Source organism: Desulforadius tongensis (assembly GCF_016907915.1).
Classification (GTDB): Bacteria; Bacillota; Desulfotomaculia; order Desulfotomaculales; family Desulfohalotomaculaceae; genus Desulforadius; species Desulforadius tongensis.
Genome location: NZ_JAFBCW010000004.1, coordinates 70,770 through 96,214, shown reverse-complemented (window position 1 = coordinate 96,214; position 25,445 = coordinate 70,770). Strand labels below are relative to the sequence as shown.

Below are 25,445 nucleotides of genomic sequence, written 5' to 3'. Positions count from 1 at the left end.
TGTAAAAAAGGAGGGGCATGTCTATATGAGCATATCGGGAAATCAGGCAGCCATTATGATGAGGGAAAAATTAAATGCCCAGTTTGCCAGAAAAGGTATATTTACAGGCATTTTTAGCGGCGCTACCTGGGGTTTGAACAGTGTACTCTTGGGCCTGGCTTTAGCTCTTGTACCTGCCTTAGGTGAAGAAGCTGCCATATATGCCATCCCACTGGCTGCTGCCTGTATGAATGATTTTATTGCAGGTCTATGGCTATTGTTGTATAACGGTGGAGCCGGACGTTTTCGGGAAATTGTTCGTAGTCTTAAAACTTTTCCCGGTCTAATGGTTGTGGTAGCTGCTTTACTGGGTGGACCTATTGCTAATGGTGGATATCTTCTGGGGATTTCTATGGCAGGACCTGCTTATGCTTTAACAATTACCGCATTATATCCTATTGTTGGTGCTATTCTTTCCCGGATTTTTCTTAAGCAACGTATTGTGCCTCGTGTTTGGGTGGGTATGGTTCTTTCTGTTATCGGAGCTATCATTATATCCTATGTGCCGCCTGAAGGCGGGGATAGTTCAAAATTTTACTTAGGTATTTTGTTTGCAGCGTTAGCTGCTTTAGGTTGGGGTGCTGAAGCTGTTTTGGCTGTATTCGGCATGTCCATGATAGACCCCAAAATTGCCATCAATATTCGAGAACTGACTTCCGGTACTTTTTTAGCTATATTTATTCTTCCTTTCATCGGCGGCTGGGAGGTTATTTCTAAAGTTGTGACTCTACCCGAAGCTCTTGGTGCCTTTGCCATTGCTGCCTTGGCAGCGGCAGTATCTTACTTGGCATGGTATAAGGCCAATACTACCATTGGTGTTGCTAAAGGAATGGCCCTTAACGGAACCTATGTCATGTGGGGTGTTATCTTCTCTGCTATCTTAATGAAATCGCCCCTTACGCAGAATTTGGTCATTGGCAGCGGCTTGGTACTGATTGGGGCGACTCTTGTAGCGATTAACCCGAAAGAATTCTTCAAAAAAAGCGGGGAGGCGTAAACATGGCTGAAATGCTGCCGTTACGATTTAGAATTCTTCATTATATATCCACTGTCAATAAAGCCTGTGCTGATGAGATTATGAAGGCACTGGAACCGGAATATGGTACGGAAAAACAGTTTAAAAAAGAGGTCTTTATGGATCATCTTTTGGATATGAAAGCAAACTTTATCCTTGATGATAATGATGTGGTACTTAACGGCAAGGGAGAATTGATCATTTACTACAGGATCACCGATGTAGGAAGAACACTTCTCCAAAAGTATCTTCCCAAACATTGGAAACAGAAATGAAACAGAAATAACTTTAATTATAGATATTTTCTAAGGAATGGGGGCATTTATGAGTGCAGAAAATGGTCGCATATTAGAAAGAAAAGCGAGAATCTTCAATGTCCAGAAATATTCCATCTATGATGGACCGGGCGTTAGGACATTAATATTTTTCAAAGGGTGTCCCCTTAGATGTAAATGGTGTTCTAATCCCGAGGGGCTTGAAAGAAAATATCAGGTCATGTTCAAAGAAGATTTGTGCATTCATTGTGGCAACTGTATTCCTGTATGTCCTGTCCAGCTGCATTATTTCCTGGATGAAGAAGATGGTGAAGGGCCTAGACATAAAGTAAACAGAAGCATTGACTGTTTAGGCTGCCGAAAATGTGAAAGCGTTTGTTCTAGAAAGGCATTGTCCATTGTTGGCTCGGACAAAACCATTTCTGAAGTTCTGGAAATCATCCAACAAGATATGCTTTTTTACCTAAATTCAGGTGGAGGAGTTACTCTTGGAGGTGGGGAGGCTACAGCGCAGCCGGAATTTGCCACCAACCTGCTAATGGAATGCAAACGAATGGGAATCCATACAGCCATTGAAACTTCCGGATATGCAAAACTGGATTCCCTGCTCATGATAGCTCAGTTTACTGATTTGTTTCTCTATGATATTAAGCACATTGATTCTGACCGGCATTATGAACTTACGGGAGTACGCAATGAACTTATTCTGTATAACTTAACAGAACTAATACGCCGAGGTTTTAATGTTAAAGTCAGGATGCCTCTCCTCAGAGGATTGAATGATAGTGAAGACGTCATTCGCAGAACCATGGAATTTTTGCAGAACTTAAAAAGATATAAAAATTTTCAGGGCGTGGATTTGCTTCCCTATCATAAATTGGGTATCAACAAATATAAGCAATTGGACATGAAATACGCTATCACTGAAGATTTAAGCCTCAAAGAAGAAGAGCTGGCTAAAATTGAAAAGATTATAAAAGGTTATGGCTTGCAGGTTGAAGTCATCAGACATTAAAGGTTATAGATAGGATGGGGGGAGGGACTTCTTATGAATGCAGCCGATGAATTTGAGAAAAAACGTATTATTCAGGAATATGTACCCGGCAAGCAGGTCACTTTGGCTCACATTATAGCTTCACCCGTACAAGACATTTATGAACGTCTAGGAATTGAAGAAAGTGGAGCCATTGGCATTTCAACCCTCACTCCCTGTGAGACAGCAATTATAGCAGCGGATATTGCCACAAAAACTTCGGACGTAGAGATTGGTTTTCTGGATCGTTTTACAGGCTCCTTAGTTATATACGGTGACGTGGCAAGTGTCGAAGCAGCTATGGCTGCCATTAATGACACCTTGGAAAAGCTGTTAGGCTTCACGCCTGCTAAGATTACACGCACATGAAAAAACGAATTATGATTGTCGGACCAACACAAGCTGGCAAATCCACCCTGGCCAATGTTTTAAATGATTCCATCAGATCATTAAAAAAAACCCAAGATGTTATATATGGGAAAAATACCATTGACACACCGGGCGCATATATTGAAAACGTTTATATGTACAAATACCTGATTGCAACGGCACAAGCCGCATCTCATGTGCTGATGCTTGTTGATCAATCCAGGCCCACTGAAGTATATCCGCCCGGTTTTGCCAAATCATTTACTTGTCCTGTTATTGGAGTGATTACCAAAATTGATTTGGCTCCTGAAAAGGCCAATTTATCTATTCAACAGTTGAAGAGAATAGGGATTTCCGAACCTTACTTTAAGATTTCTTTAATAGACAATACGGGCGTGGCAGAGCTGAAAGAATATTTATTTGGAAAACAAGAATCATCTGGAAAAAAATGAGGTTCTTTTTATATAGATTCTCTGGATTTTCGCTTCAGCAGTAAATTAATGGGTAATTTGGCAAAAGGGGATTTCAGAAAGGTTGAGGTGAAGTAATGAAATTCATCACCGAAATGGAATTGCGAGATTTATATAAAATAGAACCCTTTGCTACTTATGTTCTGGAACCAGATACAAAGATTACACCAGGAGCCCGTCAATTTCTTATAGACAAACGAGTCACACTGGTACAGGCTAAGTGTGGTGACAATAAGAAATTAAACACCGGCGAATCGAATCAGACACAAGTAGGGGACAGCCAGTGTGCATTAAAATTGCGTAGAAAAATGGAATACATAGAATCTTTATTTTTCCTAATTGCGGCAGAGCTTCTACACTCTGGAGATGCTGTCCTGTCAGAAGAAGTTTTGGCACTGGGCAAATGCTTTCGGAACGTGCGAACTGCTGAACGGGAACAGGTTCCCCCGGAAAATATTGATTTTTGGGGATGGTCGGAAGAAGAAATCAAAAAACGATTCGATAATTTGGAAAAATACGTTGAAATAAGTGAATTTCACGTGAGATTAAAAAATGGAAAAGAGATGGCTTTGTTAAATCACTTGCGTGCCTCTCTCCGAGAGTTAGAACCAGCCATTTTAGAAACCTATTGGAATGAAGAGAAGCAAGTCTGCTCACGACAAGACCTGATTGACGCGCTCTATCTGATTATTAACATACTCTGCGTGATGATGTGGAAGTGTTTGGGGAGGGAAAAATGGAAACGGTAAATGCGGCCTTTCAATATTGTGATCAGCTTATTCGAGATTTTGAAAAAGTCATCAAAACACCCATATTGAATAAATCATCAGTTTATTACACCGGTGTTGACCTAGGAACAGCCTATATTGTGCTGGCAGTACTTGATGAGAATTATCAGCCTGTTGCTGGTGCCTATCGTTATGCCAATGTTGTCAAAGATGGTATGGTGGTGGACTATATTGGTGCAATTCGCATAGTCAAAGAGCTAAAACAAGAACTGGAACAGAAACTTGGTACAGAATTGATCTATGCAGCAGCGGCGCTTCCTCCGGGAACCTTTACCCTTGACTCAGGAGTTATTAAACATGTAGTGGAGGGGGCTGGTTTCGAAATTACCAACCTGTTGGATGAACCAACGGCGGCTAATGCCGTACTGAAGATTAAAGACGGTGCTATTGTTGATATTGGGGGCGGTACTACAGGAATCGCCATCCTTAAAGACGGTAAAGTGATTTATGTTGCCGATGAGCCCACAGGTGGCACTCACTTTTCTCTAGTTATTGCCGGTGCATATGGAATGAGTTTTGACGAGGCTGATCAATATAAGCGGGATTTCAAAAATCATCGGGAATTAATTCCGGTATTACAGCCAGTTATTGAAAAAGTGTCATCCATTATTAGTCACCACGTAGCTCAATACCAAGCAAAAGAAATCTATTTGGTTGGCGGAACCTGTTGTTTGAATGGGATTGAAGATATTATTGCTCAAAAAACCAATCTGCCCACTTATAAACCGCAAAACCCCATGTTTGTAACACCTTTGGGTATTGCACTTAGCTGCACACAGGAAAGCCTTTAGACAGGAGTGACCTTTACACGTGGAGTACCGGATAATAAAATCCCCTTCCAAGGGAACATTGGATATTCTCTTTCGACGGAAAAGCTCCACTTCAACTATCCCCATTGAAAACTATGATGCTGTGGGTTTAGTTCAGGGGCGGCTGATTGATATGGTTTTCGCTGCTGACATCGCCGAAAAAGCAGCCGGGGTAGTAGTGGAAGACATTAAAGGTCACTGCCCGCAGAATCTGATTATGATCGCTATCTTCGGAGATACAGCATCGGTGGAAGCAGCTATAAAAGATATACAAGATAAGTTGGAAGCAGTAAGAAAAGGTGATGCTTTATGATAGCAGCAAAAGTAATTGATAATATATGGTCAACTAGAAAAGCGGATTCCCTCAGAGGACTGAAATTCATGTTGGTGGAAGTCCTCGGTGGTATTGATGCCGGACGTTTCATAATAGCTGCCGATACCATTGGTGCTGGCATTGGCGAACGAGTAATCGTCTGTAATGGCAGCTCAGCACGCAAAATGCTGGATCGGGACGATGTACCCATTGATGCCGTTATTGTAGGAATCATTGACGAAGACTGCGCGTTTTAAGAATGCTGGGGGTGAAAAAGCTTGGATCTACGGAACTTAATCAAGGATGCAGGGGTTATCGGGGCAGGGGGAGCAGGGTTTCCAACTCATGCCAAACTAACTTCCAAGGCCGAGTATGTACTGCTTAATGGTGCTGAATGTGAACCGCTGCTTAGGGTTGACCAGCAGTTGATGGAGCTGTTTCCTGATGAAATTATCAGAGGACTGAGTGCTGTAGGAAAATATATTGAAGCCCGCAAAGCCATCATTGGTATCAAGGGCAAACACAAGAAAGTTATTGCCATCCTAAGGAAGAGAATTGCTGCTTTGGGGCTTTCAAATTACGTGGAAGTAATGGAACTCCGGGATGTCTATCCTGCCGGTGATGAGCAAGTTCTGGTTTACGAGTTGACTAAAAGAATTGTTCCGGAAGCATCCATTCCTCTGAAAGTGGGCTGTGTGGTTATCAATTCGGAAACGGCATTAAATATATTCCATGCCATGGCCGGGAACCCCGTTACAAACACGTACATCACCATTGCCGGAGATATTCCACGCCGCATGACGGTCAAAGTTCCTGTGGGTGTACCCGTCCGGGATGTAATCAGACAATGCGGAGTGGAAAATTTTGACAACTATGCCGTGATAGACGGCGGCCCCATGATGGGTTCTGTAAGGAACAACGTAGATGGGTATGTTACCAAAAAAAGCAAAGGGTATGTGCTGCTCAAAAAAGATCACTTTCTCATTCGTAAAAAATCCATGAGCATTGCTCAAGCGAGAGTAATAAGCAGAGCCGCCTGCGGGCAATGTCGAATGTGTACAGATCTGTGTCCTCGCTATCTCTTGGGACACAATATTCAACCACATAAAGTCATGCGTGCGCTAAGTTATAACTTGGGAGACGTGAAAGAACAGCAAATTGCACAATTATGCTGTGAATGTAATATCTGCGAATTATTTTCCTGTCCGGTCAATCTTCATCCAAGATCTGTCAATGTTCTTTTTAAGCAAAAGCTGGCAGAACAAGGTATTAAATACCAGCCGGCAGAGATCGAATTCAAAGCGCGGTCAGCTAGGGAGTATCGCTTAATTCCAAGCAAACGTCTAATTGCCAAAATTGGCTTATCGGCTTTCGATAAACCGGCACCGATGACTGAAGTGGAATTTCGATCTGAAACCGTTCATATCGCTCTGCAACAGCACATCGGAGCACCGGCAGTACCTGTTGTCACCGTAGGCGAACAGGTGAAAGCCGGGCAGCTGATTGGTAAAATTCCGGACAATAGTCTCGGGGCTGCAGTCCATTCCAGCGTCAATGGGACCGTTAAAGAGATTACGGATAATTTTATTGTGATAAAGGTGGGTTCTTATGAATAACGCGATAGGTATGATTGAGCTTACGAGTATTGCAAGGGGAATTTATACCACAGACCTGATGCTTAAAACAGCTTACGTGGAAGCAGTTAGTGCAACTCCTGTCTGTCCGGGAAAATATATCGCCATTGTTCATGGAGACGTTGCTGCTGTAGAAAGCTCTATCAGCGTAGGTGTAGAAACAGCAGGAGAATATCTGGTAGATAGCTTTATCCTTCCCAATGTTCATCCTGCCGTTTTCCCGGCTATTACAGCCACGACCATGCCGGATGAAACGGGAGCTCTGGGAATCATGGAATCCTTTTCCTTAGCATCCATGATTGTTGCGGCCGATGCGGCACTTAAAGCTGCAGACGTACAGGCTATTGAGCTGCGTATGGGCAGTGGAATAGGCGGCAAATCCTATTTCACCTTTACCGGGGATGTCGCTGCTGTACGAGCAGGTATTGAAGCCGGGGCAGCCATTGCTCTAGAAAAAGGCTTGTTGGTAGATGTAGAGGTAATTCCTTCTCCGTCTGATAAATTATGGAAATCGCTTTTTTAAAATTGCTATTACATACTGCCATATTTAGTTAGCGAAAGGGGGTGGTACCTTGAAAAAACTTGTTTGCGCAAATGAAGTACAAACAGCATCAGAAAAGGGGCAAAGAATATTATACGTAGATTCTGATACTATCATCACCCCGGCTGCCAAAGATTTAGCCAAAGAACTGGGCGTGGAATTTGCAGCAGGTTCATCTGCTGCAGGAAATCACACTGGTAAAGGCAGTGGTCCGCCGAAGAAAGCTGGCCGGAAAAACGAAATTGACAGAGATTTAATTTATCAAATTATTAAAGCGGTATTAACAAGCGGCTGCTTGGCAAGTGTTCCCGTGCCATCTCACGAACTGCCCTTTCTTACAGATGGTGACCCAAAAAGTGGACTGAAAATTGTGCGCGGCAGAACGGTGAAATACGAAACTTTTAACACGGGGGATCCCTGCACAAACGTAGCTTATCGTAAAGTGATCAGCAAAAATGATTCTAAAATGGGTGCAGGTTTTTTAACAATTGAGAAATCCAGTTTTGAGCGGGAATTGTGCTGTGAAGAAATTGATATCATTCTTGAAGGAAGCTTGTCTATTACCATCAATGGTAACACTTATGATGCATGTCAAGGAGATGTAATCTTTATACCCAAAGGTTCTAAAGTAGTTTGGAGTTCTTCAGGGTATGTCAAACTCTTCTATGTAACCTACCCGGCAAACTGGTCTGAGCTTATGGCGTGACACTAAGAGGAGGGTAAGCGATGCAGGCCCTTGGCCTAATTGAGACACGAGGACTTCTTCCTGCTATTGAATGTGCAGATGTTATGCTCAAGACGGCACAAGTGGAACTTGTGGAGAGAACCTTTGTAGGCGGTGGCCTTGTAACAATTGTTGTAACCGGTGACGTGGGAGCTGTTAAAGCCGCCGTGGAAGCAGGTATAACAGCGGTTGAAAAGATTGGCCGCTTGTCATTGGTTTCTCAACATATAATTCCCAGACCGCATGATGAAATTGAAAACATGGTCATTGTAAGGGTAAATCCCGTTGAGGAACAACCAATGCCTGTGCCACCACAGGAGAAATCAGGCTTCCCTCAGGGATCTGATCCAACAGCCAACATAAACGATCTATCGTCAAAGCAGAATATTGCAGCGGAGTCGACAGAACCACCCGTAACGCTGAAGCAATTACACAAAGAGGAGGTTGATGCTTTCATACAAAAATTCGGTCTTGAAAAAAGTATTGAGGCATTAAAATTGCTCTCCGTAGCAAAACTTCGCAAGTTGGCGAGAGAATACAAGGAACTTGGCATAACAGGTAGAGCCATATCAAAAGCAAATAAAGACTTGCTTATCAAAAAACTAACAGAATATTACCAGAGAGACAGTAACAAGTAAGGACAATAAATGTGTAATTGGTATGCCTGTAAAAACGGGATAAGACAGTGGGGAGAGGGAGAGTAAATATGGAAACCTTTGATTATGATTTACAATCTGTGCAAGAGGCCAGAAATCTTGCCCGTCAGGCCAAACTGGCACAAGCAGAACTTGCAAAATTCAATAGCGAACAGATTGATAAAATAATTTGTAATATGGTAAAAGCAGCTGAGGAAAATGCTGTTTCTTTGGCAAAAATGGCTGTGGAAGAAACTGGATTTGGCAATGTAGAAGATAAGACCTTAAAAAATAAGCTTGCTTCCACAGAGCTGTATAAATTCATTAAACCAATGCAAACCATTGGAATTATTAAAGACGATCAAGTTAATAAAGTCGTGGAAATTGCGGAACCGGTAGGATTGCTCATGGGTATTATTCCTTCAACCAATCCTACATCTACGACTATATACAAAGCCATTATTGCTATTAAATCCCGTAACGGCATTGTGTTCTCACCGCATCCTTCGGCTTTGAAATGCACGCTGCAAGCAGCCAGATTGATGAATGACGCTGCAGTAGCAGCTGGTGCTCCGGCTAATATTATTGGCTGTATCTCAAAACCTTCTATGAATGCAACCAATGAACTAATGAAATGCGATGAAGTGGACATGATTATTGCCACAGGTGGTACAGCTATGGTAAAGGCTGCCTATAGCGCAGGGAAACCAGCACTAGGCGTAGGCCCGGGTAATGTTCCGGCCTATATAGAAAGAACTGCCAATATACAAAAAGCAGTCAAAGATATTATCACTAGTAAAACCTTTGACAATGGGACTATATGTGCATCTGAGCAAGCGGTTATTGTTGAAGAATGTATTCGCGATCAAGTTATGGAGGAATTCAGACGCCAAGGGGGCTACTTCATGACCCCTGCGGAAACAGACAAAGTTGCTGAAAAATTGTTTATCCGCGGCCATGCCATGAATGCAAAAATGGTAGGGCGATCTGCTGAAGTCATTGCAGATAGTGCCGGTATATCGATTCCGCCGGGAACAAAAGTCCTGTTGGGTGAACAGCAGGGCGTGGGGCAGGAATATCCTCTGTCTTACGAAAAGTTAACTACCGTGCTGGCCTTTTATACTGTAAAAGATTGGCGAGAAGCTTGCGATTTGTGCATTAAATTATTGAATAATGGCGGTGTTGGACACAGTCTTTCCATTCATACGGAAAACCCTGAAATGGCTATAAAATTTGCTGAAAAGCCTGTATTCAGAATCTTAGTAAACACACCCTCCACCCATGGCGGTGTGGGTTTAAGTACCGGATTAGCTCCAGCTTTTACACTGGGTTGTGGCACTTGGGGAGGAAGTGCAACTTCCGATAATGTAACACCCATGCACTTGATTAATAAAAAACGTGTAGCTTATGGAATCAAAGACTACACCGAAAGTACAAACACTTCCTGTTCAGACTGCGCAGCACAGCGTGACAGCTCCAATGCCATCAGTGAAGACCAGATTATGATGCTTGTGGATGAAGTTCTCGCGCTGCTAAAAAAAAGAGGTGACTACTAAAAGTGGGAAAGTATGACGCTTTAGCAGAACTTCTATTAGAAGTGCTCAAAGAAGGGGGGTATTTAAAAAAGGAAGACAATTCTATACCCGTGGGAATATCTAACCGTCATATCCATCTTTCCCAAGCAGATTTGGAAACTTTGTTTGGTGCAGGATACCAATTGACAAAAATCAAGGATTTGTCCCAACCCATGCAATATGCCTGTAAGGAAACCCTGACCATATGCGGTCCCAAGGGTGCTATTGAAAATGTTCGTGTTCTCGGGCCAGTAAGAAGCGAAACGCAGGTAGAAATACTCCAGTCAGATTGTTTCAAACTTGGTATAATCGTGCCGGTGAGAATGTCTGGAGATTTGCAAGGAACTCCGGGGATTACTATCATTGGCCCCAAAGGAAGCGTCATTTTGTCCCAAGGCGTTATTATTGCGCAGCGGCATATTCATATGACACCGGAAGATGCAAAACGCTTTGGTGTAAGCGATGGAGAACAGGTAACCATACAAACAGGTGGAGCTCGTGGAGGAACTTACTCCAATGTTGTCATTAGAGTCGATGATAACGCGGCTCTTGAATTTCATATCGACATTGAAGAAGCGAATGCTATGCTTCTCAAATCAACCTCAAGAATAACGATAGTAAAATAAAAAATTTAGGAGGAAATAAAAATGAGATCAGAAGCTTTAGGATTAATTGAAACCAAAGGTTTGGTAGGATCAATTGAAGCAGCGGATGCCATGGTTAAAGCTGCCAACGTTCAGCTGATTGGCTATGAAAAAGTCGGCGGTGCTCTGGTAACCGTTATGGTAAGAGGAGATGTTGGTGCTGTAAAAGCGGCGACCGATGCCGGTGCTGCTGCTGCTCAGCGAGTTGGCGAATTAATCTCCGTTCATGTCATTCCGCGTCCACACACTGACGTAGAAATGATACTCCCTTCAGTCAAAAAAGAAGCATAATGGATAATTAGACAGGTCGTACGATAAAGGGGCTGCCTCGATGAAAATGGCAGCCCCTTAAATAATAATGTAAATGTTAAGAATGAACACTTTTCTCACTGGTTTAATACCAGCCATTTATCGTGTCCATATTATTATTGTTGATTGTAAAGTTAAGCTGTGCAAAATTGGGTGTTTTTTTATTCAAGGTTCGGTGTTATGCTATCTTATTTACATTTTTATAAGGATATTGTATTATAAATTATTGAAAGTATGCTTTATGCATTTGATCTTTTTGACATAAATAAATTGGACTTGCATCCGAATCCGAATAGCTAAACGCTGCGAAATAACCCCTAAAACCCTTTTAGTCAGGCGGAAGAAAATTCCAGGATTTTACTAGCTTTAAATAACCAGCCAATTAGCGATGAATAAATTAAAGAGTGCCTTTTAGAGCTAATTGCTGGCAAAAATAGATTTTTTTATTTAATGTGCATCATAGATGTTATGATCGAATGTTATAGATTAATGTACTCCACCCAAGATACCGAACCAAAATGCCCATATCGAATCATTTCGTTATCATAAGAATTTAATTAAGCACTAAGCACTGTATTGGTAGTCTTGACAGTTTTTAAGACTGTCAAGGCTGTGGGACTTCTAAGAAGTTCAAGCGTTAATTTAGTAAAAAATATGAAACAAGGCGATTTTGGGACAAAGGCTCTAATATAGGGGGTTTAACTGGATGTTAAATCAACCAAGCAAATACAAGCAAGCAGAGAAAGGGGATCTTGGGAAAAGGTATGACTGATTATGACAGAATATTAAGAAAATTTATAGATTCCAATCTATATTCCCGATATAGCGGGCTTTTATCCTTATCTAATATTTCTTTACAGCTGATTGATACCAATGGTGATATTCTGCTTGAGTTTAATCCGTCACCCGATTTTTGCAAGCTTATTTGTCAGGATGACGAAACGAGGATATGTTTAGACTATATTTCTAGATTGAAACTAGGTGAGAGAAACCGATTTACCTGTCGATACGGACTTGTAAACATTATTTTGCCAGTTGATATTAACAATCAAACTGTAGGCTATATCGTCGGAGGACAGGTTTATTTAACGGATAGTGAATATCAAAAATATTTAATCGATATAATGACTATAGCAAAGGATAAAAAACTAAAATGTGAATTTATTGCTAAATCAATTGCCGCAATAAAAACCATCGAAGAAAACAAAATTGACATTCATGAACAACTTTGCAACCATATTGCCAAGAATATTTCCTATGAATTTTCTAAAAGCATCAATAATACTGATTCGACTATAGCAAGATTATCTATTGAAAAAGAAATACTGGAAAAAAAGATTATTGACCTGGAAGCAAAAAATATGTCTTTGGTGATTAATCCCCATTTTCTGTTTAATACCTTAAATACCATAGCACGTATTGCCTATTTTGAAAAATCTCATACAACGGAAGAACTCATTTACTGTCTTTCCGATTTATTGCGGTACAACTTAAAGCAAGACGATGAATTACATACCATTGGAGCGGAGATAGATAATGTCGAGAAATACCTGTATATTCAGAAGATAAGGTATAAAGATCGCCTGGAATATGAAATTGACATTGCAGATCATATTAAACCCCATAGAATACCCAATATGATTATACAGCCCATCGTTGAGAATGCTCTTATCCATGGTATTACTCCTAAAAGGGATGGGGGTAAGATAAAAATTTATGCAGAAAAATATAAAAATGACATCAATATTTTTGTTATGGATAATGGGAATGGTTTTCCCAAAGAGGTTTTACAAAATTTACATAAATTAGAAGATAAACGAAAAATAGGTTTTCGTAGTACAGATAAACGGTTGAAACGATATTTCGGAGAACGCTACGGGTTGAAAATTGCCAAATCAGACTATAGTGGAAGTACCGTTATCATTTCGATTCCAACCAAACTTACTGCGAGGCGATAGTGATGAGTGTAGTTTTAATTGTGGAAGATGAATTAATCGAATTGGAATTTCTCAAATCTATTGTGGCCGAAAATTTTCTTCATAAAGATAAGATAATCACTTGTCAAAGTGGAATTCAGGCTGTCAAACTGGCCAAACAATATCGACCGAACATCATAGTGATGGATATACGCATTCCTGAAATGGATGGCTTACAGGCCCTTCAGGAGATAAGAAAATTTCTTCCCGAGGCGTATGTTATGATTATATCGGCATGTTCAGACTTTTCCTATGCGCAAACAGCAATTCGTCTCCGCGTTCATGAATACTTGCTGAAACCCATCAAACCTTCTGTTTTTAAAAAATTATTCCACGATCTGTTGACTGCTGCAGCTGCGTGCCAAGCAAATGCCGATGAAGAAATTACGGAACCGAAAACTAACCAGAGATATTTTATTGAAAAAGCAATAAAGTATATTCACAATAACTTTAAACAAAAATTACCTCTGAAATTAGTTGCTTCCCATGTATTTTTGAATCCCCAATATTTCAGCCGCATCTTTAAAAAAGAAGTAGGAATCTCCTATGTTGAGTATGTAAATAAATTGAAGATTGAATATGCCTGTAAATTATTAGAAACAACCAATTATCCCGCCTATCGCATTTCAAGTGAATGTGGTTTTACAGATCCCTCTTATTTTAATCGTGTCTTCGTACAGCAAATGAATATGACCCCAAAAGAATACAGAACAAAACATCTATATGACAGCACAAATAATAATAACTGAGTCCCACAAAGTTACTACAAGTATTCCGGATTTATGAAAAAAGAATCAATGCAGCAGCATATTTAATATTAATGGCAATGAAGTATACTAGCTTTTATGAGAAAAACTGGTAAAATAATTACTAAGTTTTCGGGGCTGTTGACTAAGCAGCCGGTCGCTTTTGTTGAATTATTAAAATACTGGAGCCTAGAAAATGGAGAGTGATAAATGATGAAACTTACCGAAAAAACTATTTCTTCTCAAATGCTGCATCGGGGTAAGGTGGTAAGCCTTAGAATTGATTCGGTGGAGCTGCCCAATGGAAAAATTGCTGCCAGGGAAGTGGTGGAACATTCGGGAGCGGTGGCGGTGGTGCCCATTGATAATAATGGGGAAGTATTAATGGTTAGACAGTACCGGCATCCGGTGGGGAAAATTTTATTGGAAATACCGGCCGGCAAACTGGACCCGGGTGAAGCCCCGGATGACTGTGTAAGAAGAGAACTGTTGGAGGAAACCGGTATGGTGGCCGGCAAACTGAGCAAGCTGTTTAGCTGTTACAGCACTCCCGGCTTTAGTAATGAAATACTGCATGTCTACCTGGCTGAAAATTTAACATATCAAGGACAGCAGCTGGATAAAGATGAATTTTTAAAAGTGGAAAAAGTTCCGCTGTCCAAGGCGGTAGAAATGATTTCTGCCGGAGAAATAGAGGATGCCAAAACTATTGCCGGTTTGCTGGCAGTAAAAACCCGGGAACGATCAGGGGATTAAAAACCAGAAACCATCAAAGAAAAACAGCTGTCTTTTATATAAGCCGACAGCATAGAAATTGTAAAACCGGGCGCAGCCCGGTTTACATTTTTGAGGGGACGAATTTTTCCACCATAATTTGACCGTTATGCAGCTTAGCTATTTCCGGATACTGTGGTTCCTCATCGGGAGAGGTTACTATGGCAGGTCCAATCCGCAGTTGTGTGGGGCATAATTTATTGGCCACCACTTTAGCAGTAACGTCTCCGGTGGCGCCGGCATGAACCACACCGCTTAGGCGCCCCAGCACCATAACATTACCACCGGCAATTATTTCTGCCCCGGCATGAACATCTCCCATTACCACCACATGACCGTTATATTTTATACTGTGTCCTGATCTCAAGGTGCGCTTTATCAACAGCGTTTGTTCGCCCGGAGGTTCCGGTGTTTTATTTCTTTTAACAGAAGAAAAATCATTTTTTTTATCGGTTGTATTATTGGCAAAGTTAGGTAATTCTATCTTTTCCTCGGAACGAATCAGACCGTACTGCGTGCAAATTTCTTCTATTTCCGATCTATAATTCTCGGGAATATCATTATGATTTTGCAATGTAAACTTAGCACCTTTAAAGAAACCCTTGGCAGACTGCATTTTTTTATGCAAATAATTTTTAATTTCATCATAATCGGCGTTGGAATCAAATAAAATTACAAGGCCGTTTCGTGTACCCTTGATATTAACAGGTTCAGCCATAAATCCCGCCCCCTTCCAAATATTTGCATTATTAATAGTTTTTTCGACCTTCGCTGTTTTTTTCCTTCTAATCTTATAAAAAACATTGAAAAGAAAGAGTCTAAACATAAAAGTACAAATGGTTTGACAATTTAGCTTAAAATGCTTTACCAAAATTGTAGAAGGAAATATAATAATGGCATCGAATATAATATAACATTGTTTAGCAATATTCTGAAAATGCTTTGTTCAATAATTTGACATGTTTTTATAAAATATTTTTTAGAACGGGGGACTATCATGTCAGAATATCCGCATAATATGATGGACTATGAAAAGACATACAGCGAATTTAAATGGAACGTTCCGGAATATTTTAATTTTGCCACTGATGTGGTGGATAAGTGGGCAGAGAAACCGGGTAAACTGGCACTGTTTTGGGTTGATGACCATGGTTCAGAAGTTAAACGTACTTTTAAAGAAATAAGTACACAATCATGTCGTTTGGCCAACGTTTTAAAAGAAAATGGTGTAAATCAGGGTGATTGTGTAATTATCATTCTGCCCCGCCTAATAGAGTGGTGGGAATCAATGGTAGCCTGTATCAGAATGGGGGCAATAATCAGTCCGGGTACTGTTCAGCTAACTGCCAAAGATATCGAGTTTAGAATTAAATCAGCCAAGGCGGTGGCAATTATCACAGACGAAAGCAATGCCGGAAAGGTTGATGAAATAGCTGCCAACTGTCCATCTTTGAAAACAAAGTTAGTGGTGGGAAAAAGAGAAGGTTGGATTAATTACCAGTCCGCTGTTGAATCGGCACCTGCGGATTTTCCGGTGGTTAAAACTAAGGGCGATGACGGTGCGCTGCTGTTTTTCACTTCCGGTACCACAGGGTATCCTAAAATGACATTACATACCCATGTCAGTTACCCCTTTGCACATAAAGTGACAGGTAAATACTGGCTGGATTTGCGGGAAGATGACTTGCATTGGAACCTGTCGGATACGGGGTGGGGTAAAGCGGCCTGGAGCAGTTTATTTGGTCCCTGGCACCAGGGGACGTGCCTATTTGTCCATCATGAGGTGGGAAAATTCAACCCGAAAAGAATGTTGGAGCTGTTACAGGAATATCCCATTACCACCTTGTGTGCTGCCCCGACTATTTATCGTATGCTGGTATTGGAAGATTTATCGCAGTATAATTTTTCATCCCTTAGACATTGTGTTGGGGCCGGCGAACCCCTAAACCCTGAAGTGATAGATACCTGGCGCCAGCATACGGGATTGACCATTAGAGACGGTTACGGTCAAACAGAAACAGTACTGGTTTTGGGCAGTTTCCCCTGCCTGGATGTTCGCCAGGGATCAATGGGCAAACCAACCCCGGGTTTTAAAGTAGCCATTATCGATGAAACGGGAGCAGAACTTCCGGCGGGTAAAGAAGGAGATATAGCGATTGAAATTGAGCCCGAGCCACCGGCGGGATTGTTTAAAGAATATTGGCAGGATCCATTAAAAACGCTGTCCACCCGCAGGGGCCGCTGGTATGTAACCGGCGACAGGGGGGTTAAGGATAAAGATGGTTATTTCTGGTTTGTAGGTAGAGCTGACGATGTAATCCTTACCGCCGGTTATAGGGTTGGCCCCTTTGAAGTAGAGAGTGCTTTAATAGAACATCCCGCGGTAGCTGAGTCGGCAGTGGTGGCCAGTCCTGACGAGCTGCGGGGAGAAATTGTAAAAGCTTTTGTTGTGTTGGCAGAGGGATATGAACCTTCAATGGAATTGATAAAAGAACTTAAGGAGCACGTTAAGAAAGCCACGGCACCGTATAAATACCCCAGGGAGATTGAATTCATAGAGCAGCTGCCAAAAACTGTCAGCGGGAAGATTAGAAGGGTGCAGTTAAGGCAAATGGAAAGAATGAAAAAAAATCTGCCCCCTCTGCGTTAAAGTGAGTGTTTAAAGAAGCCGGAGTATTTTCTACTCCGGCTTCTAAGCGCTGAGGAACGAGCTGCAGATGATAAAGGTGCAGTACAATTTAATCAGTACTGGCATATTTACAGAATGTTTTGCATTGGGGCGAGTAATAAGAAGATACACACTCATCGGGATATCCAGGTAATGCGGCATAACATGCCGGTGTATTTTTAGGTTTGGCAAACCTGCAATTAACACATACCGGAGAACACCCAAAACGCAAACAGATACTTCCCCTGGTTCCAATCTTTACAGGGTAGTAGCACTGCGGCAGTGGTAGCTCTTCATTGACAGCCCGGTTCATAATAAACATCACCTCCGGGTTTTGTATTATAGTTAATTAATAAGTTATTATAACTTCAAAACCCGGATAGGTAAAGTTTATTGTTTTGACTTTTTAATATATTCGTTAATGGCATCCAAAATGGCTTCATTTATCGATTGCCCGCGTTCAGCAGCGATGGCAGCAATTTGCAATGTCACCCTGGGTGGAACCAGTAATTCAATTTTATCTAACACGGGTTCCTTTAACACCTGTGTTTGCACCATGAAAACACCTCCTGTGGCATCATATGCCGCTAACCTGCCCAGCGTTTTTGTTTTGGGAGACTTTTTTAATTTCAACTCACAAAAGCCTTGAAATAAATTCAAGGCTTTTGTGAGTTGTAAAGATTTTAGGGAAAAGTACCAAGTCTTTTGGGTATAATTTATGCTGCAATTAAGGTTCTCTATCTACAGGCATTTGTTTAGGATAAGCTAAGTTAGCCGTTATCACATCTTTATTTTGACCACTGAACATTTTAACAGCAATAAAGCTTAATAATGATAAAATTCCCAAGTGTACAACCCACCAACCTAAACGAGGATATTTAAACATCACATCACCCCTGATTTTTTGCTTTTATCTTTCCTTTTAGGGGTAATGTTATATACCTTTAGCGATTATTATCTTCGTCTTTTTCCTTAGCGGGCAGAGTATTTATGTTTTCATTGCCTGGGAACTTGCTGTAAGGCTGATTATTTGTCAGCTGATTGGGAATATTTGTGTGACCGTAGGGCAGTCTCAGCATCTGCTGCTGTGCTTCCTTTATTCCTGTGTGCAGAGAATCCATTCCCCTGCGCAGTGTACGAATGGTATTAGAAATTCCCTCAATAAGAGAAATTGCCTGGTCTAAATGTTTATCAGTTTCGGGATGTGAAAGCAGTGCTAGCATTGTTAAATGCATTATAGGGTTATGTGGATGGTTATTATGCCGTGTTTGTTTATCAAACTTGCCTTTCACTGTAATACCCTCCTCTCTCCAGTTTATACCATCAATACATGATACGATACAAGAGGCAGGTCTGTTACAACAAGTTCAATAAATAAAATCCTGGCCCCGTTTGTAGCAAAAAATAATTTCCTGGCATATATTTGTAAAAAGGGAGTGGGGCAGCCCAACGGCGGCCCTGCACTCCCGAAAATGGTGCGCCCGGGGCACATTATTTTAACGGCTAAGAAGTATAAATTCCCTCACATATTTTCGTGCTCTCCACCGTATTTTTGTTTCAGCAGGCGTTAAGTCGGTGTTCCAACCAAGCGACATTATTTGTATATCCCGACGACAAAAGAAGTCAGTATCTTCGAAGGAGAAAATATTTAATTTATTGAATCAATATATTAAAAAGATATTTTGGAAGCGGGAGGCTCAGTATATGCTGTTATTAAGAGAAGTTTTGATTAGGGCTGCTGAATTTAGACAAATGGCTTTAAAATTGAACCGGGAATTTAGTGATGTGCTGCGCCGGGCAGGTATAATTCAAATTCTAGAAAAAGATCCGCAGGTAATAATTGAAGCTGCCAGGCAAAAGAAAATACCTTTTAGCGGTGATCGCGGTGCACTGGCAATACTGAGATTAAAAAAGCAGCTGATTGATTTGCAAAATTTATTTTATGATTTTTCAGATTTTTTAGAACCGGTTGATTTACTGCCTTTTTTAGAACGGAAAGAATATAGATATATTATGACTAAGATGAGAGAAAACAACGAAGATTTAGCTTCCGCTTGCAGGATTGGCAACATAATGTTTGCCGCTACTTTAAGAAGTATAGTAAACGATAACAAAAGATGGAATTTGATGATGTACCGGATAAAAGAAAAATGGAGACGTCAAAATATTAAACGTGTAGTTTAATAAAATTTACACATTTACAAATCTGCCTCTGTTTATACAAAACAGAGGTTTTTTGCTTGCTATTGTAAACGTTGTTATTATTTTTCACACATTATTTTTTTTGCGAAAGCCATAATAGAGATAGAGCCAAACAAAAAAATAAAAAAATTAAGGAGGCGATATTTAATGGCTCGTAGCACTAATCAACCTGTAAAAGCCGGTGCTGCCAGTGCTTTGGATCAAATGAAGTATGAAATTGCAAATGAGCTTGGTATCACCAACTATCAACAAATGGATAAAGGGCAGCTGCCCAGCCGTGTAAACGGGTATGTTGGTGGTAACATGACCAAAAGACTGGTAGCTTATGCTGAGCAGGCTTTATCCCAGGGACAGCAAGCTCAAGTTACTCAATCTGCTCAATTGGAAACTCCTCAACAGCAGTAAATTAAACATTACGAATAGGGCAATGGTCATAAGCGATTTTGCAGGTGACTATTGAACCCTAAAACGGCAGTAAAAATTAATAACCGAAACCGTCCTTATACAGGGCGGTTTCTTTGCTGGTATTATACCTTAAGATTGTTAAATTATACAGTAAGTTTTTTGATTCATAAAAAGGAATTTATAGAAAATATAGTAATTTATTAATGGTAATATTTTAGTTTTTAGTTGTAAAAAATTAGGAGACTATGTTAAATGTAATGGTACCGGTGGAATGATCATCATTGGCAGAGCTATAAGTCCGGCAACCTGTACTTATTTATGGGCGGAAAAGGAAAAAAATAAACTGTACCTGCAGCAGCTGTTTAACCCAAAAGTTAATCTAAAATAGGTTTTTTAAGCCTGTCAGAACTTGGATATAAGTTGGCAGGGTTTATTTTTTTATAGGATAATGTGTTGTGAATTGGGAAAAATAGCTAAAAATGTGATTGAAAGTTAGGTGAAAAATTATTGTGCCGAGAATGGATTTTTCATAATTCACAGGACTTATTTTTTCGCGCTCCCTTTGGAGCCGTTGCATGTAATACCAAAATAACCTTACGGCTGGAGATATACTCCCGGGAATATCCGCAATTTGTAACTTTGCGTCTTTGGAACCATATAAATCAAGAAGAAAAAATTAACATGCAGCTCAGCGAAGATGATGATAATAAAAAGATTTATCAGGGTGAAATAATTACTCCATCCACCCCAGGCCTGTTGTGGTATTTTTTCATTATTCATATCAACGGAAAAACATTTTACTATGGTAATAATGCAGACAACTTTGGTGGAATAGGGCAAATATATAAACATCAACCCCCATCATACCAGGTAACCGTTTATAAAGAAGACTTATCTGTTCCCCACTGGTTTAAAGAATCCGTAATGTATCAAATTTTTGTAGACCGTTTTTATAACGGCCATGACGGAGGTCAAATGCTTAATCCAAAACAAAAATGCTATGTTTATAATAATTGGCATGACACGCCCTATTACAGAACTGATCCCGATTCGGGAAAAACAGTGTGCTATGATTTTTTTGGAGGCAATTTGCTGGGGGTAATAAAAAAACTTTCTTATTTAAAAGAATTGGGTATTAATATAATTTATTTTAACCCTGTCTTTGAGGCACCCAGCAATCACAAGTATGACACCGCAAATTATAAAAAAATAGACCCCATGTTCGGAGATAACATGTTATTTAAAGAGCTCTGCAGCAAAGCAAAAGAAATGGGGATATCCATTATCCTGGACGGGGTGTTCAGTCACACCGGAAGTGACAGCATTTATTTCAACAAAGAAGGTACTTATCCGGAAATAGGTGCGTACCAATCAAAAGAATCACCTTACTATTCCTGGTACAAATTTTATGATTGGCCGCACCGGTATGAATGCTGGTGGGGAATAGACACATTGCCCAATGTAAATGAAATGGATCCGTCCTATCAAAACTTCATTATTTACGATCAAGACAGTGTACTAAAGTATTGGATGAAAATGGGTATTAAGGGGTGGAGATTAGATGTGGTGGATGAACTGCCCGATGAGTTTGTTAAACGGCTGCGTAAAGAAATGAAAAAATTAGATCCGGAATCAGTTCTGATTGGAGAAGTATGGGAAGATGCTTCCAACAAAATCAGTTATGGTAAAATGCGTGAGTACCTGCTGGGTGATGAACTGGATTCGGTGATGAATTACCCCTTTAGAAATATTTTACTTGACTTTATCCTCAACAAAAGAGATGTTAAGGATATTCACCGGGCATTTATGAGCCTTTATGAAAATTATCCATTGGAACACTTTTATTCCACTATGAATTTAGTTGGCTCCCACGATGTTCCCCGGGTGTTAACCATATTGGGGGAAGCGCCGGCGGAAGAAAATTTATCTAAAGAGGAGCAGGGCTGTTATAAGCTGCCCCCGGATAAAAAAAAGTTAGCTATTGAGAGACTAAAACTGGTTTCCCTCTTTCAAATGACCTTTCCCGGAGTGCCGTGCATTTATTACGGGGATGAAGCAGAAATGGAAGGTTACGGGGACCCCCTCTGCAGGGCCACATATCCCTGGGGTAGGGAAAACCGGCAGCTTCTCAACTGGTATAAAAAAATTATAGCTTTGCGAAGACAGCATGATGTTTTAAAAACCGGCCGCTGGGTGCCCCTGAATCCCCAGGGAGATTTTTATGGGTATCTTAGGTTAATAGAAAATGGCAAAGATGTATTTGGACAGAATAAAAAGGACAATGCTGCAGTGGTGCTGTTTAACCGCCATCCCAAGGAAAAGATTGACCTTACCATAGATTTAAGCCGGTGGTGCAATGGAATTTTAATAGATGTACTGCAGGAAGGTCGGAAATTTCATTTAAAAGACGGCAGACTTAATGTTTTATTAAAGCCCTTGGAAGGCAAATTATTAATGAGTAACGTTTCAGCATTGGAATAGCTGCCTATGCCACATACGGCACCATCAGAGAATGAAAACCCCGGGGGGATAAAAATGGAATTTGCAAGAGAGTGCGGTATACTTCTTCATCCCACTTCACTGCCATCAAAATATGGTATCGGAGATTTAGGAGAAGAAGCATACAGCTTTGTAGACTTTTTAAAAAGAAGCGGCCAAAAACTGTGGCAAATACTGCCTATAAATCCCGGGGGGTACGGTGCATCGCCTTACCAAAGCCCTTCGGCCTTTGCAGGAAATCCAGTGCTTATCAGCATAGATAAATTGGTAAGTGAAGGATTGCTGACACCCCAGGATGTACAAAACATACCAAGTTTCGATGAGCAAAGGGTTCAATACAGCAGGGTAATATCATTTAAAAACCAATTGTTAAAAAAAGCCTTTATAACCTTTGAAAATCAAGAAAAAAAATTAGATTACATTCATTTTTTAAAAGAAAATTCCTACTGGTTGGAGAATTATGCCTTGTATATGGCACTGAAATATAAATTTAATGGAGCACCTTGGAACCGGTGGGATAAAGCAGCTGCCTTTAGAGATAAAAGGGCCGTTGGATATTATAAAGAAGCGCTGCAGCAGGAAATAGAATATCAATACTTTCTTCAATATAAATTTTTTACCCAGTGGCTAAATCTAAAGAATTACGCCAACCAGAACGGGATAAAAATTATCGGCGACCTGCCAATTTATGTTTCCTATGACAGCAGCGATACATGGGCCAACCCCAATCTTTTTCAGCTGGACAGTTTGGGTAATCCTGAGAAAGTTGCCGGCGTGCCGCCGGATTACTTCAGTGAGACCGGGCAGCTCTGGGGAAACCCCATATACAATTGGGAAGCCATGAAATCGGATGACTATAAATGGTGGAGAGAAAGAATTAACAATCTTTTAAAATTGGTAGACATAATTAGAATCGATCATTTTAGGGGTTTTGAAGCCTATTGGGAGGTGCCGGCCGGGGAAAAAACGGCGGTTAACGGCAGATGGGTAAAGGGACCGGGTCATGAATTCTTTTCTACTGTCAAAAAATATATGCAGGGCAATGAACTGCCGGTAATTGCTGAAGATTTAGGTGTAATCACGCCGGAGGTAGAAGAGTTAAAGGATCAGTTTAATTTTCCGGGAATGAAAGTATTACAATTTGCCTTTGAAAGCGGAGATCAGAAAGAATTTGCCCCGGAATATCACGATAAGAATTCTGTGGTTTATACGGGAACTCATGATAATGATACCATATTGGGCTGGTATAAAACCATTGCGGTAGAAAAACCAGAAACGCTAAAAATAATAAAAAAATATTATCATCTCCATGCCGAAGCAGCAAACAGCGAGGATATCTGCTGGCGCTTTATTGAAACTGCTTACCAAAGCAATGCCAATACAGCCATAATTCCATTACAAGATATACTCTGCTTGGGCAGTGAGGCCAGAATGAACACGCCGGGCACAGCCGAAGGTAACTGGCAGTGGAGATATGCCAAGAAAATGCTGACTAAAAAACTTGAAAAAAAACTGGCCGCCCTGGCCAGCGTGTATAACCGTTAAATAATAAAAGGCCTGTTAGGACCTTTTATTATTTTTATTCCGCGTTTTTAATCTTTTATCAATTGCATCATCTGCTTATAATAGATATAATGAAATAGACTGCCTGGAAAAGGATGAAGATCATGGTGCACAAATGTAAAGGTAAATATTATATTAAAGTTTTCGGATGTCAAATGTCAGAACATGATTCTGAAATTTTGGCCGGTCAACTGGAAGAAATGGGTTATCATTCCACCGGGGACCAAACAGAGGCAGATATTATTCTGCTGGTAACCTGCTGTGTGCGGGAAACTGCTGAAAACAAAGTTTGGGGATTGCTGGGGCGGCTGCGGAAATTAAAACAGGACAACCCTCATTTAATTATTGGCGTGTGCGGCTGCCTGCCTCAGCAAAAGGACGTTGGGAAAAGCATTAAAAAACGTTTTCCCCATGTGGATTTGATATTCGGTACCCATAATATACATGAACTGCCCCGTTACATAAGTCAGCTGCAGGAAACCCGGGAAACGGTGCTGGAAGTATGGGCTGATTCCGATGCATTGGTGGAAAATATTCCGGTAAAACGGGCCCCGGGAATAAAGGCATGGGTTACCATTATGCACGGGTGCAATAATTTCTGCACTTATTGTATTGTACCCTATGTACGCGGGCGCGAGCGCAGCCGTAAACCGGAAAATATTGTACGGGAAATAGAGGAATTGGTGGCCCGGGGGTACAAGGATATCACCCTGTTAGGGCAGAATGTAAATTCTTACGGCAAAGAGTTCGATCCACCCTTCGATTTTGCAGATTTACTGCTGCGCTTAAATGAAATCAAAGGACTGGAACGGCTGCGCTATACAACCTCCCACCCGAGGGATTTTACCGATAAATTGATTGAAGTTATCGCCGGCAGCGATAAGGTATGCGAACACTTTCATTTACCCATTCAGGCGGGAAGCAACCGGATTCTGAAGAAAATGAACAGGGGATATACCCGGGAGCAATATTTAAATTTAATAGACAAAATCAGAGAAAAAGTTCCCGGCGCCAGTATAACCACCGACATTATGGTTGGTTTTCCGGGGGAAACGAACGAAGATTTTGCCGACACCCTGGACATAGTAAAAAAAGTGAGGTACGATAGTGCCTTTACCTTTGTTTATAACAAGCGCAAAGGTACACCGGCGGCAAAACTTGAAGACCAGGTGCCGGAAGAAATTAAAACCGAGCGCATCCAAGAATTAATAGCGCTGCAAAATAAAATTTCCCTGGAAAAAAATAAGGAATTGGAAGGAAACGTGGAAGCGGTACTGGTGGAAGGGCCAACCAAAAATGACGTTAACAGGTTGGGTGGAAGAACCAGGACCAATAAGCTGGTGATATTTACCGGTGGCAGTGACTTAATTGGAAAGATTGTGCCGGTAAAAATTACTGCCGGTCATCTTACCCACTTAGATGGGGAATATTGTGGTTAGG

The 25,445-nt window shown here is 40.9% G+C and carries 29 protein-coding genes; 25 read left to right on the top strand and 4 right to left on the bottom strand.

The genetic code is table 11. The features are described from left to right. The first annotated feature begins 25 nt into the window (after positions 1-25). The 19 genes from JOC37_RS02675 to JOC37_RS02585 all read left to right on the top strand — a co-directional run bounded on the left by JOC37_RS02675 (position 26) and on the right by JOC37_RS02585 (position 14,650). Complete coding sequence (locus tag JOC37_RS02675; RefSeq protein ID WP_204615724.1) at positions 26-1,036, top strand: DMT family transporter; 1,011 nt, start codon at positions 26-28, stop codon at positions 1,034-1,036. A gap of 2 nt (positions 1,037-1,038) precedes the next feature. After that, the gene (locus JOC37_RS02670) at positions 1,039-1,329 is read left to right on the top strand and encodes a hypothetical protein (RefSeq protein ID WP_204615722.1); all 291 of its coding nucleotides are present in this window, start codon (positions 1,039-1,041) and stop codon (positions 1,327-1,329) included. Positions 1,330-1,378: 49 nt separating this feature from the next. After that, positions 1,379-2,344 carry a choline TMA-lyase-activating enzyme gene (cutD, locus tag JOC37_RS02665; RefSeq protein ID WP_204615720.1) on the top strand — a complete coding sequence of 322 codons (966 nt, stop codon included), beginning with the start codon at positions 1,379-1,381 and terminating at the stop codon, positions 2,342-2,344. A gap of 33 nt (positions 2,345-2,377) precedes the next feature. After that, positions 2,378-2,731: an ethanolamine utilization microcompartment protein EutS gene (gene eutS, locus JOC37_RS02660; protein ID WP_204615718.1), complete on the top strand. Its 354-nt coding sequence runs from the start codon at positions 2,378-2,380 to the stop codon at positions 2,729-2,731. After that, positions 2,728-3,183, top strand: a complete 456-nt coding sequence (locus JOC37_RS02655) for a EutP/PduV family microcompartment system protein (protein WP_204615716.1) — start codon at positions 2,728-2,730, stop codon at positions 3,181-3,183. Before eutS ends, JOC37_RS02655 begins: the two co-directional genes overlap by 4 nt. Positions 3,184-3,278: 95 nt before the next feature. After that, the gene (locus JOC37_RS02650) at positions 3,279-3,950 is read left to right on the top strand and encodes a cobalamin adenosyltransferase (protein ID WP_204615706.1); all 672 of its coding nucleotides are present in this window, start codon (positions 3,279-3,281) and stop codon (positions 3,948-3,950) included. Then, positions 3,938-4,780 carry an ethanolamine utilization protein EutJ gene (eutJ, locus tag JOC37_RS02645; protein WP_204615704.1) on the top strand — a complete coding sequence of 281 codons (843 nt, stop codon included), beginning with the start codon at positions 3,938-3,940 and terminating at the stop codon, positions 4,778-4,780. The genes JOC37_RS02650 and eutJ overlap by 13 nt, the downstream gene beginning before the upstream one ends. A 19-nt stretch (positions 4,781-4,799) precedes the next feature. Then, a complete protein-coding gene (locus JOC37_RS02640) occupies positions 4,800-5,111 on the top strand; it encodes a BMC domain-containing protein (RefSeq protein WP_204615702.1) in 312 nt (103 codons plus the stop codon). Next, entirely contained in the window at positions 5,108-5,368 is a 261-nt protein-coding gene (locus JOC37_RS02635; protein WP_204615700.1) for a EutN/CcmL family microcompartment protein, read from the top strand. Before JOC37_RS02640 ends, JOC37_RS02635 begins: the two co-directional genes overlap by 4 nt. A 21-nt stretch (positions 5,369-5,389) precedes the next feature. Continuing rightward, on the top strand, positions 5,390-6,727 hold the full coding sequence (locus JOC37_RS02630; RefSeq protein WP_204615697.1) for a 4Fe-4S dicluster domain-containing protein: 1,338 nt from the start codon (positions 5,390-5,392) through the stop codon (positions 6,725-6,727). After that, complete coding sequence (locus JOC37_RS02625) at positions 6,720-7,268, top strand: BMC domain-containing protein (RefSeq protein WP_204615695.1); 549 nt, start codon at positions 6,720-6,722, stop codon at positions 7,266-7,268. Before JOC37_RS02630 ends, JOC37_RS02625 begins: the two co-directional genes overlap by 8 nt. Before the next feature lie 49 nt (positions 7,269-7,317). Beyond that, complete coding sequence (locus JOC37_RS02620; RefSeq protein WP_204615693.1) at positions 7,318-7,992, top strand: cupin domain-containing protein; 675 nt, start codon at positions 7,318-7,320, stop codon at positions 7,990-7,992. A gap of 20 nt (positions 7,993-8,012) precedes the next feature. Beyond that, entirely contained in the window at positions 8,013-8,648 is a 636-nt protein-coding gene (locus JOC37_RS02615; protein ID WP_204615691.1) for a BMC domain-containing protein, read from the top strand. A 68-nt stretch (positions 8,649-8,716) separates the two neighbouring features. Continuing rightward, positions 8,717-10,201 carry an acetaldehyde dehydrogenase (acetylating) gene (locus JOC37_RS02610; RefSeq protein ID WP_204615688.1) on the top strand — a complete coding sequence of 495 codons (1,485 nt, stop codon included), beginning with the start codon at positions 8,717-8,719 and terminating at the stop codon, positions 10,199-10,201. A 2-nt stretch (positions 10,202-10,203) separates the two neighbouring features. Next, on the top strand, positions 10,204-10,845 hold the full coding sequence (locus tag JOC37_RS02605; protein ID WP_204615686.1) for a phosphate propanoyltransferase: 642 nt from the start codon (positions 10,204-10,206) through the stop codon (positions 10,843-10,845). 21 nt (positions 10,846-10,866) lie between these two features. After that, positions 10,867-11,154, top strand: coding sequence for an ethanolamine utilization microcompartment protein EutM (gene eutM / locus JOC37_RS02600; RefSeq protein WP_204615684.1), 288 nt, complete (start codon positions 10,867-10,869; stop codon positions 11,152-11,154). A gap of 782 nt (positions 11,155-11,936) precedes the next feature. Beyond that, the gene (locus JOC37_RS02595; protein WP_204615682.1) at positions 11,937-13,130 is read left to right on the top strand and encodes a histidine kinase; all 1,194 of its coding nucleotides are present in this window, start codon (positions 11,937-11,939) and stop codon (positions 13,128-13,130) included. 2 nt (positions 13,131-13,132) lie between these two features. Then, the gene (locus JOC37_RS02590) at positions 13,133-13,897 is read left to right on the top strand and encodes a response regulator transcription factor (protein ID WP_204615680.1); all 765 of its coding nucleotides are present in this window, start codon (positions 13,133-13,135) and stop codon (positions 13,895-13,897) included. 207 nt (positions 13,898-14,104) lie between these two features. After that, a complete protein-coding gene (locus JOC37_RS02585) occupies positions 14,105-14,650 on the top strand; it encodes an NUDIX domain-containing protein (RefSeq protein WP_204615678.1) in 546 nt (181 codons plus the stop codon). An 82-nt stretch (positions 14,651-14,732) separates the two neighbouring features. Here JOC37_RS02585 and minC read toward each other — a convergent pair whose 3' ends face one another. After that, positions 14,733-15,386, bottom strand: coding sequence for a septum site-determining protein MinC (gene minC / locus JOC37_RS02580; RefSeq protein ID WP_204615676.1), 654 nt, complete (start codon positions 15,384-15,386; stop codon positions 14,733-14,735). A 279-nt stretch (positions 15,387-15,665) separates the two neighbouring features. Between minC and JOC37_RS02575 the strand changes: the two genes are divergently transcribed. After that, entirely contained in the window at positions 15,666-17,318 is a 1,653-nt protein-coding gene (locus tag JOC37_RS02575; RefSeq protein ID WP_204615673.1) for an AMP-binding protein, read from the top strand. 408 nt (positions 17,319-17,726) lie between these two features. Here JOC37_RS02575 and JOC37_RS02570 read toward each other — a convergent pair whose 3' ends face one another. The 3 genes from JOC37_RS02570 to JOC37_RS02560 form a co-directional block, all read right to left on the bottom strand. Next, positions 17,727-17,894, bottom strand: a complete 168-nt coding sequence (locus JOC37_RS02570; RefSeq protein ID WP_204615664.1) for a hypothetical protein — start codon at positions 17,892-17,894, stop codon at positions 17,727-17,729. Between the two features lie 169 nt (positions 17,895-18,063). Then, a complete protein-coding gene (locus tag JOC37_RS02565; protein ID WP_204615661.1) occupies positions 18,064-18,222 on the bottom strand; it encodes a hypothetical protein in 159 nt (52 codons plus the stop codon). Between the two features lie 58 nt (positions 18,223-18,280). Beyond that, complete coding sequence (locus tag JOC37_RS02560) at positions 18,281-18,628, bottom strand: hypothetical protein (protein WP_204615659.1); 348 nt, start codon at positions 18,626-18,628, stop codon at positions 18,281-18,283. A gap of 412 nt (positions 18,629-19,040) precedes the next feature. On the opposite strand from JOC37_RS02560, the gene JOC37_RS02555 reads away from it, so the two are divergent. From JOC37_RS02555 to miaB, 5 genes are all read left to right on the top strand, one after another. Next, a complete protein-coding gene (locus tag JOC37_RS02555; protein ID WP_204615656.1) occupies positions 19,041-19,520 on the top strand; it encodes a hypothetical protein in 480 nt (159 codons plus the stop codon). Between the two features lie 165 nt (positions 19,521-19,685). Continuing rightward, positions 19,686-19,943 carry an alpha/beta-type small acid-soluble spore protein gene (locus JOC37_RS02550; RefSeq protein ID WP_204615653.1) on the top strand — a complete coding sequence of 86 codons (258 nt, stop codon included), beginning with the start codon at positions 19,686-19,688 and terminating at the stop codon, positions 19,941-19,943. 681 nt (positions 19,944-20,624) lie between these two features. Further along, entirely contained in the window at positions 20,625-22,424 is a 1,800-nt protein-coding gene (locus JOC37_RS02545) for a glycoside hydrolase family 13 protein (RefSeq protein WP_238480709.1), read from the top strand. 54 nt (positions 22,425-22,478) lie between these two features. Next, positions 22,479-23,987: a 4-alpha-glucanotransferase gene (gene malQ, locus JOC37_RS02540; RefSeq protein ID WP_204615648.1), complete on the top strand. Its 1,509-nt coding sequence runs from the start codon at positions 22,479-22,481 to the stop codon at positions 23,985-23,987. Positions 23,988-24,100: 113 nt separating this feature from the next. Then, positions 24,101-25,444, top strand: a complete 1,344-nt coding sequence (miaB, locus tag JOC37_RS02535; RefSeq protein ID WP_204615645.1) for a tRNA (N6-isopentenyl adenosine(37)-C2)-methylthiotransferase MiaB — start codon at positions 24,101-24,103, stop codon at positions 25,442-25,444. Position 25,445 lies beyond the last annotated feature (1 nt).

Coding starts and splice junctions, on each gene's coding strand:
- JOC37_RS02675 (WP_204615724.1), top strand. CDS start 26: ATGAGCATATCGGGAAATCAGGCAGCCATTATGATGAGGGAAAAATTA.
- JOC37_RS02670 (WP_204615722.1), top strand. CDS start 1,039: ATGGCTGAAATGCTGCCGTTACGATTTAGAATTCTTCATTATATATCC.
- cutD (WP_204615720.1), top strand. CDS start 1,379: ATGAGTGCAGAAAATGGTCGCATATTAGAAAGAAAAGCGAGAATCTTC.
- eutS (WP_204615718.1), top strand. CDS start 2,378: ATGAATGCAGCCGATGAATTTGAGAAAAAACGTATTATTCAGGAATAT.
- JOC37_RS02655 (WP_204615716.1), top strand. CDS start 2,728: ATGAAAAAACGAATTATGATTGTCGGACCAACACAAGCTGGCAAATCC.
- JOC37_RS02650 (WP_204615706.1), top strand. CDS start 3,279: ATGAAATTCATCACCGAAATGGAATTGCGAGATTTATATAAAATAGAA.
- eutJ (WP_204615704.1), top strand. CDS start 3,938: ATGGAAACGGTAAATGCGGCCTTTCAATATTGTGATCAGCTTATTCGA.
- JOC37_RS02635 (WP_204615700.1), top strand. CDS start 5,108: ATGATAGCAGCAAAAGTAATTGATAATATATGGTCAACTAGAAAAGCG.
- JOC37_RS02625 (WP_204615695.1), top strand. CDS start 6,720: ATGAATAACGCGATAGGTATGATTGAGCTTACGAGTATTGCAAGGGGA.
- JOC37_RS02615 (WP_204615691.1), top strand. CDS start 8,013: ATGCAGGCCCTTGGCCTAATTGAGACACGAGGACTTCTTCCTGCTATT.
- JOC37_RS02610 (WP_204615688.1), top strand. CDS start 8,717: ATGGAAACCTTTGATTATGATTTACAATCTGTGCAAGAGGCCAGAAAT.
- eutM (WP_204615684.1), top strand. CDS start 10,867: ATGAGATCAGAAGCTTTAGGATTAATTGAAACCAAAGGTTTGGTAGGA.
- JOC37_RS02595 (WP_204615682.1), top strand. CDS start 11,937: ATGACTGATTATGACAGAATATTAAGAAAATTTATAGATTCCAATCTA.
- JOC37_RS02590 (WP_204615680.1), top strand. CDS start 13,133: ATGAGTGTAGTTTTAATTGTGGAAGATGAATTAATCGAATTGGAATTT.
- JOC37_RS02585 (WP_204615678.1), top strand. CDS start 14,105: ATGATGAAACTTACCGAAAAAACTATTTCTTCTCAAATGCTGCATCGG.
- minC (WP_204615676.1), bottom strand. CDS start 15,386: ATGGCTGAACCTGTTAATATCAAGGGTACACGAAACGGCCTTGTAATT.
- JOC37_RS02575 (WP_204615673.1), top strand. CDS start 15,666: ATGTCAGAATATCCGCATAATATGATGGACTATGAAAAGACATACAGC.
- JOC37_RS02570 (WP_204615664.1), bottom strand. CDS start 17,894: ATGGTGCAAACACAGGTGTTAAAGGAACCCGTGTTAGATAAAATTGAA.
- JOC37_RS02565 (WP_204615661.1), bottom strand. CDS start 18,222: ATGTTTAAATATCCTCGTTTAGGTTGGTGGGTTGTACACTTGGGAATT.
- JOC37_RS02555 (WP_204615656.1), top strand. CDS start 19,041: ATGCTGTTATTAAGAGAAGTTTTGATTAGGGCTGCTGAATTTAGACAA.
- JOC37_RS02550 (WP_204615653.1), top strand. CDS start 19,686: ATGGCTCGTAGCACTAATCAACCTGTAAAAGCCGGTGCTGCCAGTGCT.
- JOC37_RS02545 (WP_238480709.1), top strand. CDS start 20,625: ATGCAGCTCAGCGAAGATGATGATAATAAAAAGATTTATCAGGGTGAA.
- malQ (WP_204615648.1), top strand. CDS start 22,479: ATGGAATTTGCAAGAGAGTGCGGTATACTTCTTCATCCCACTTCACTG.
- miaB (WP_204615645.1), top strand. CDS start 24,101: ATGAAGATCATGGTGCACAAATGTAAAGGTAAATATTATATTAAAGTT.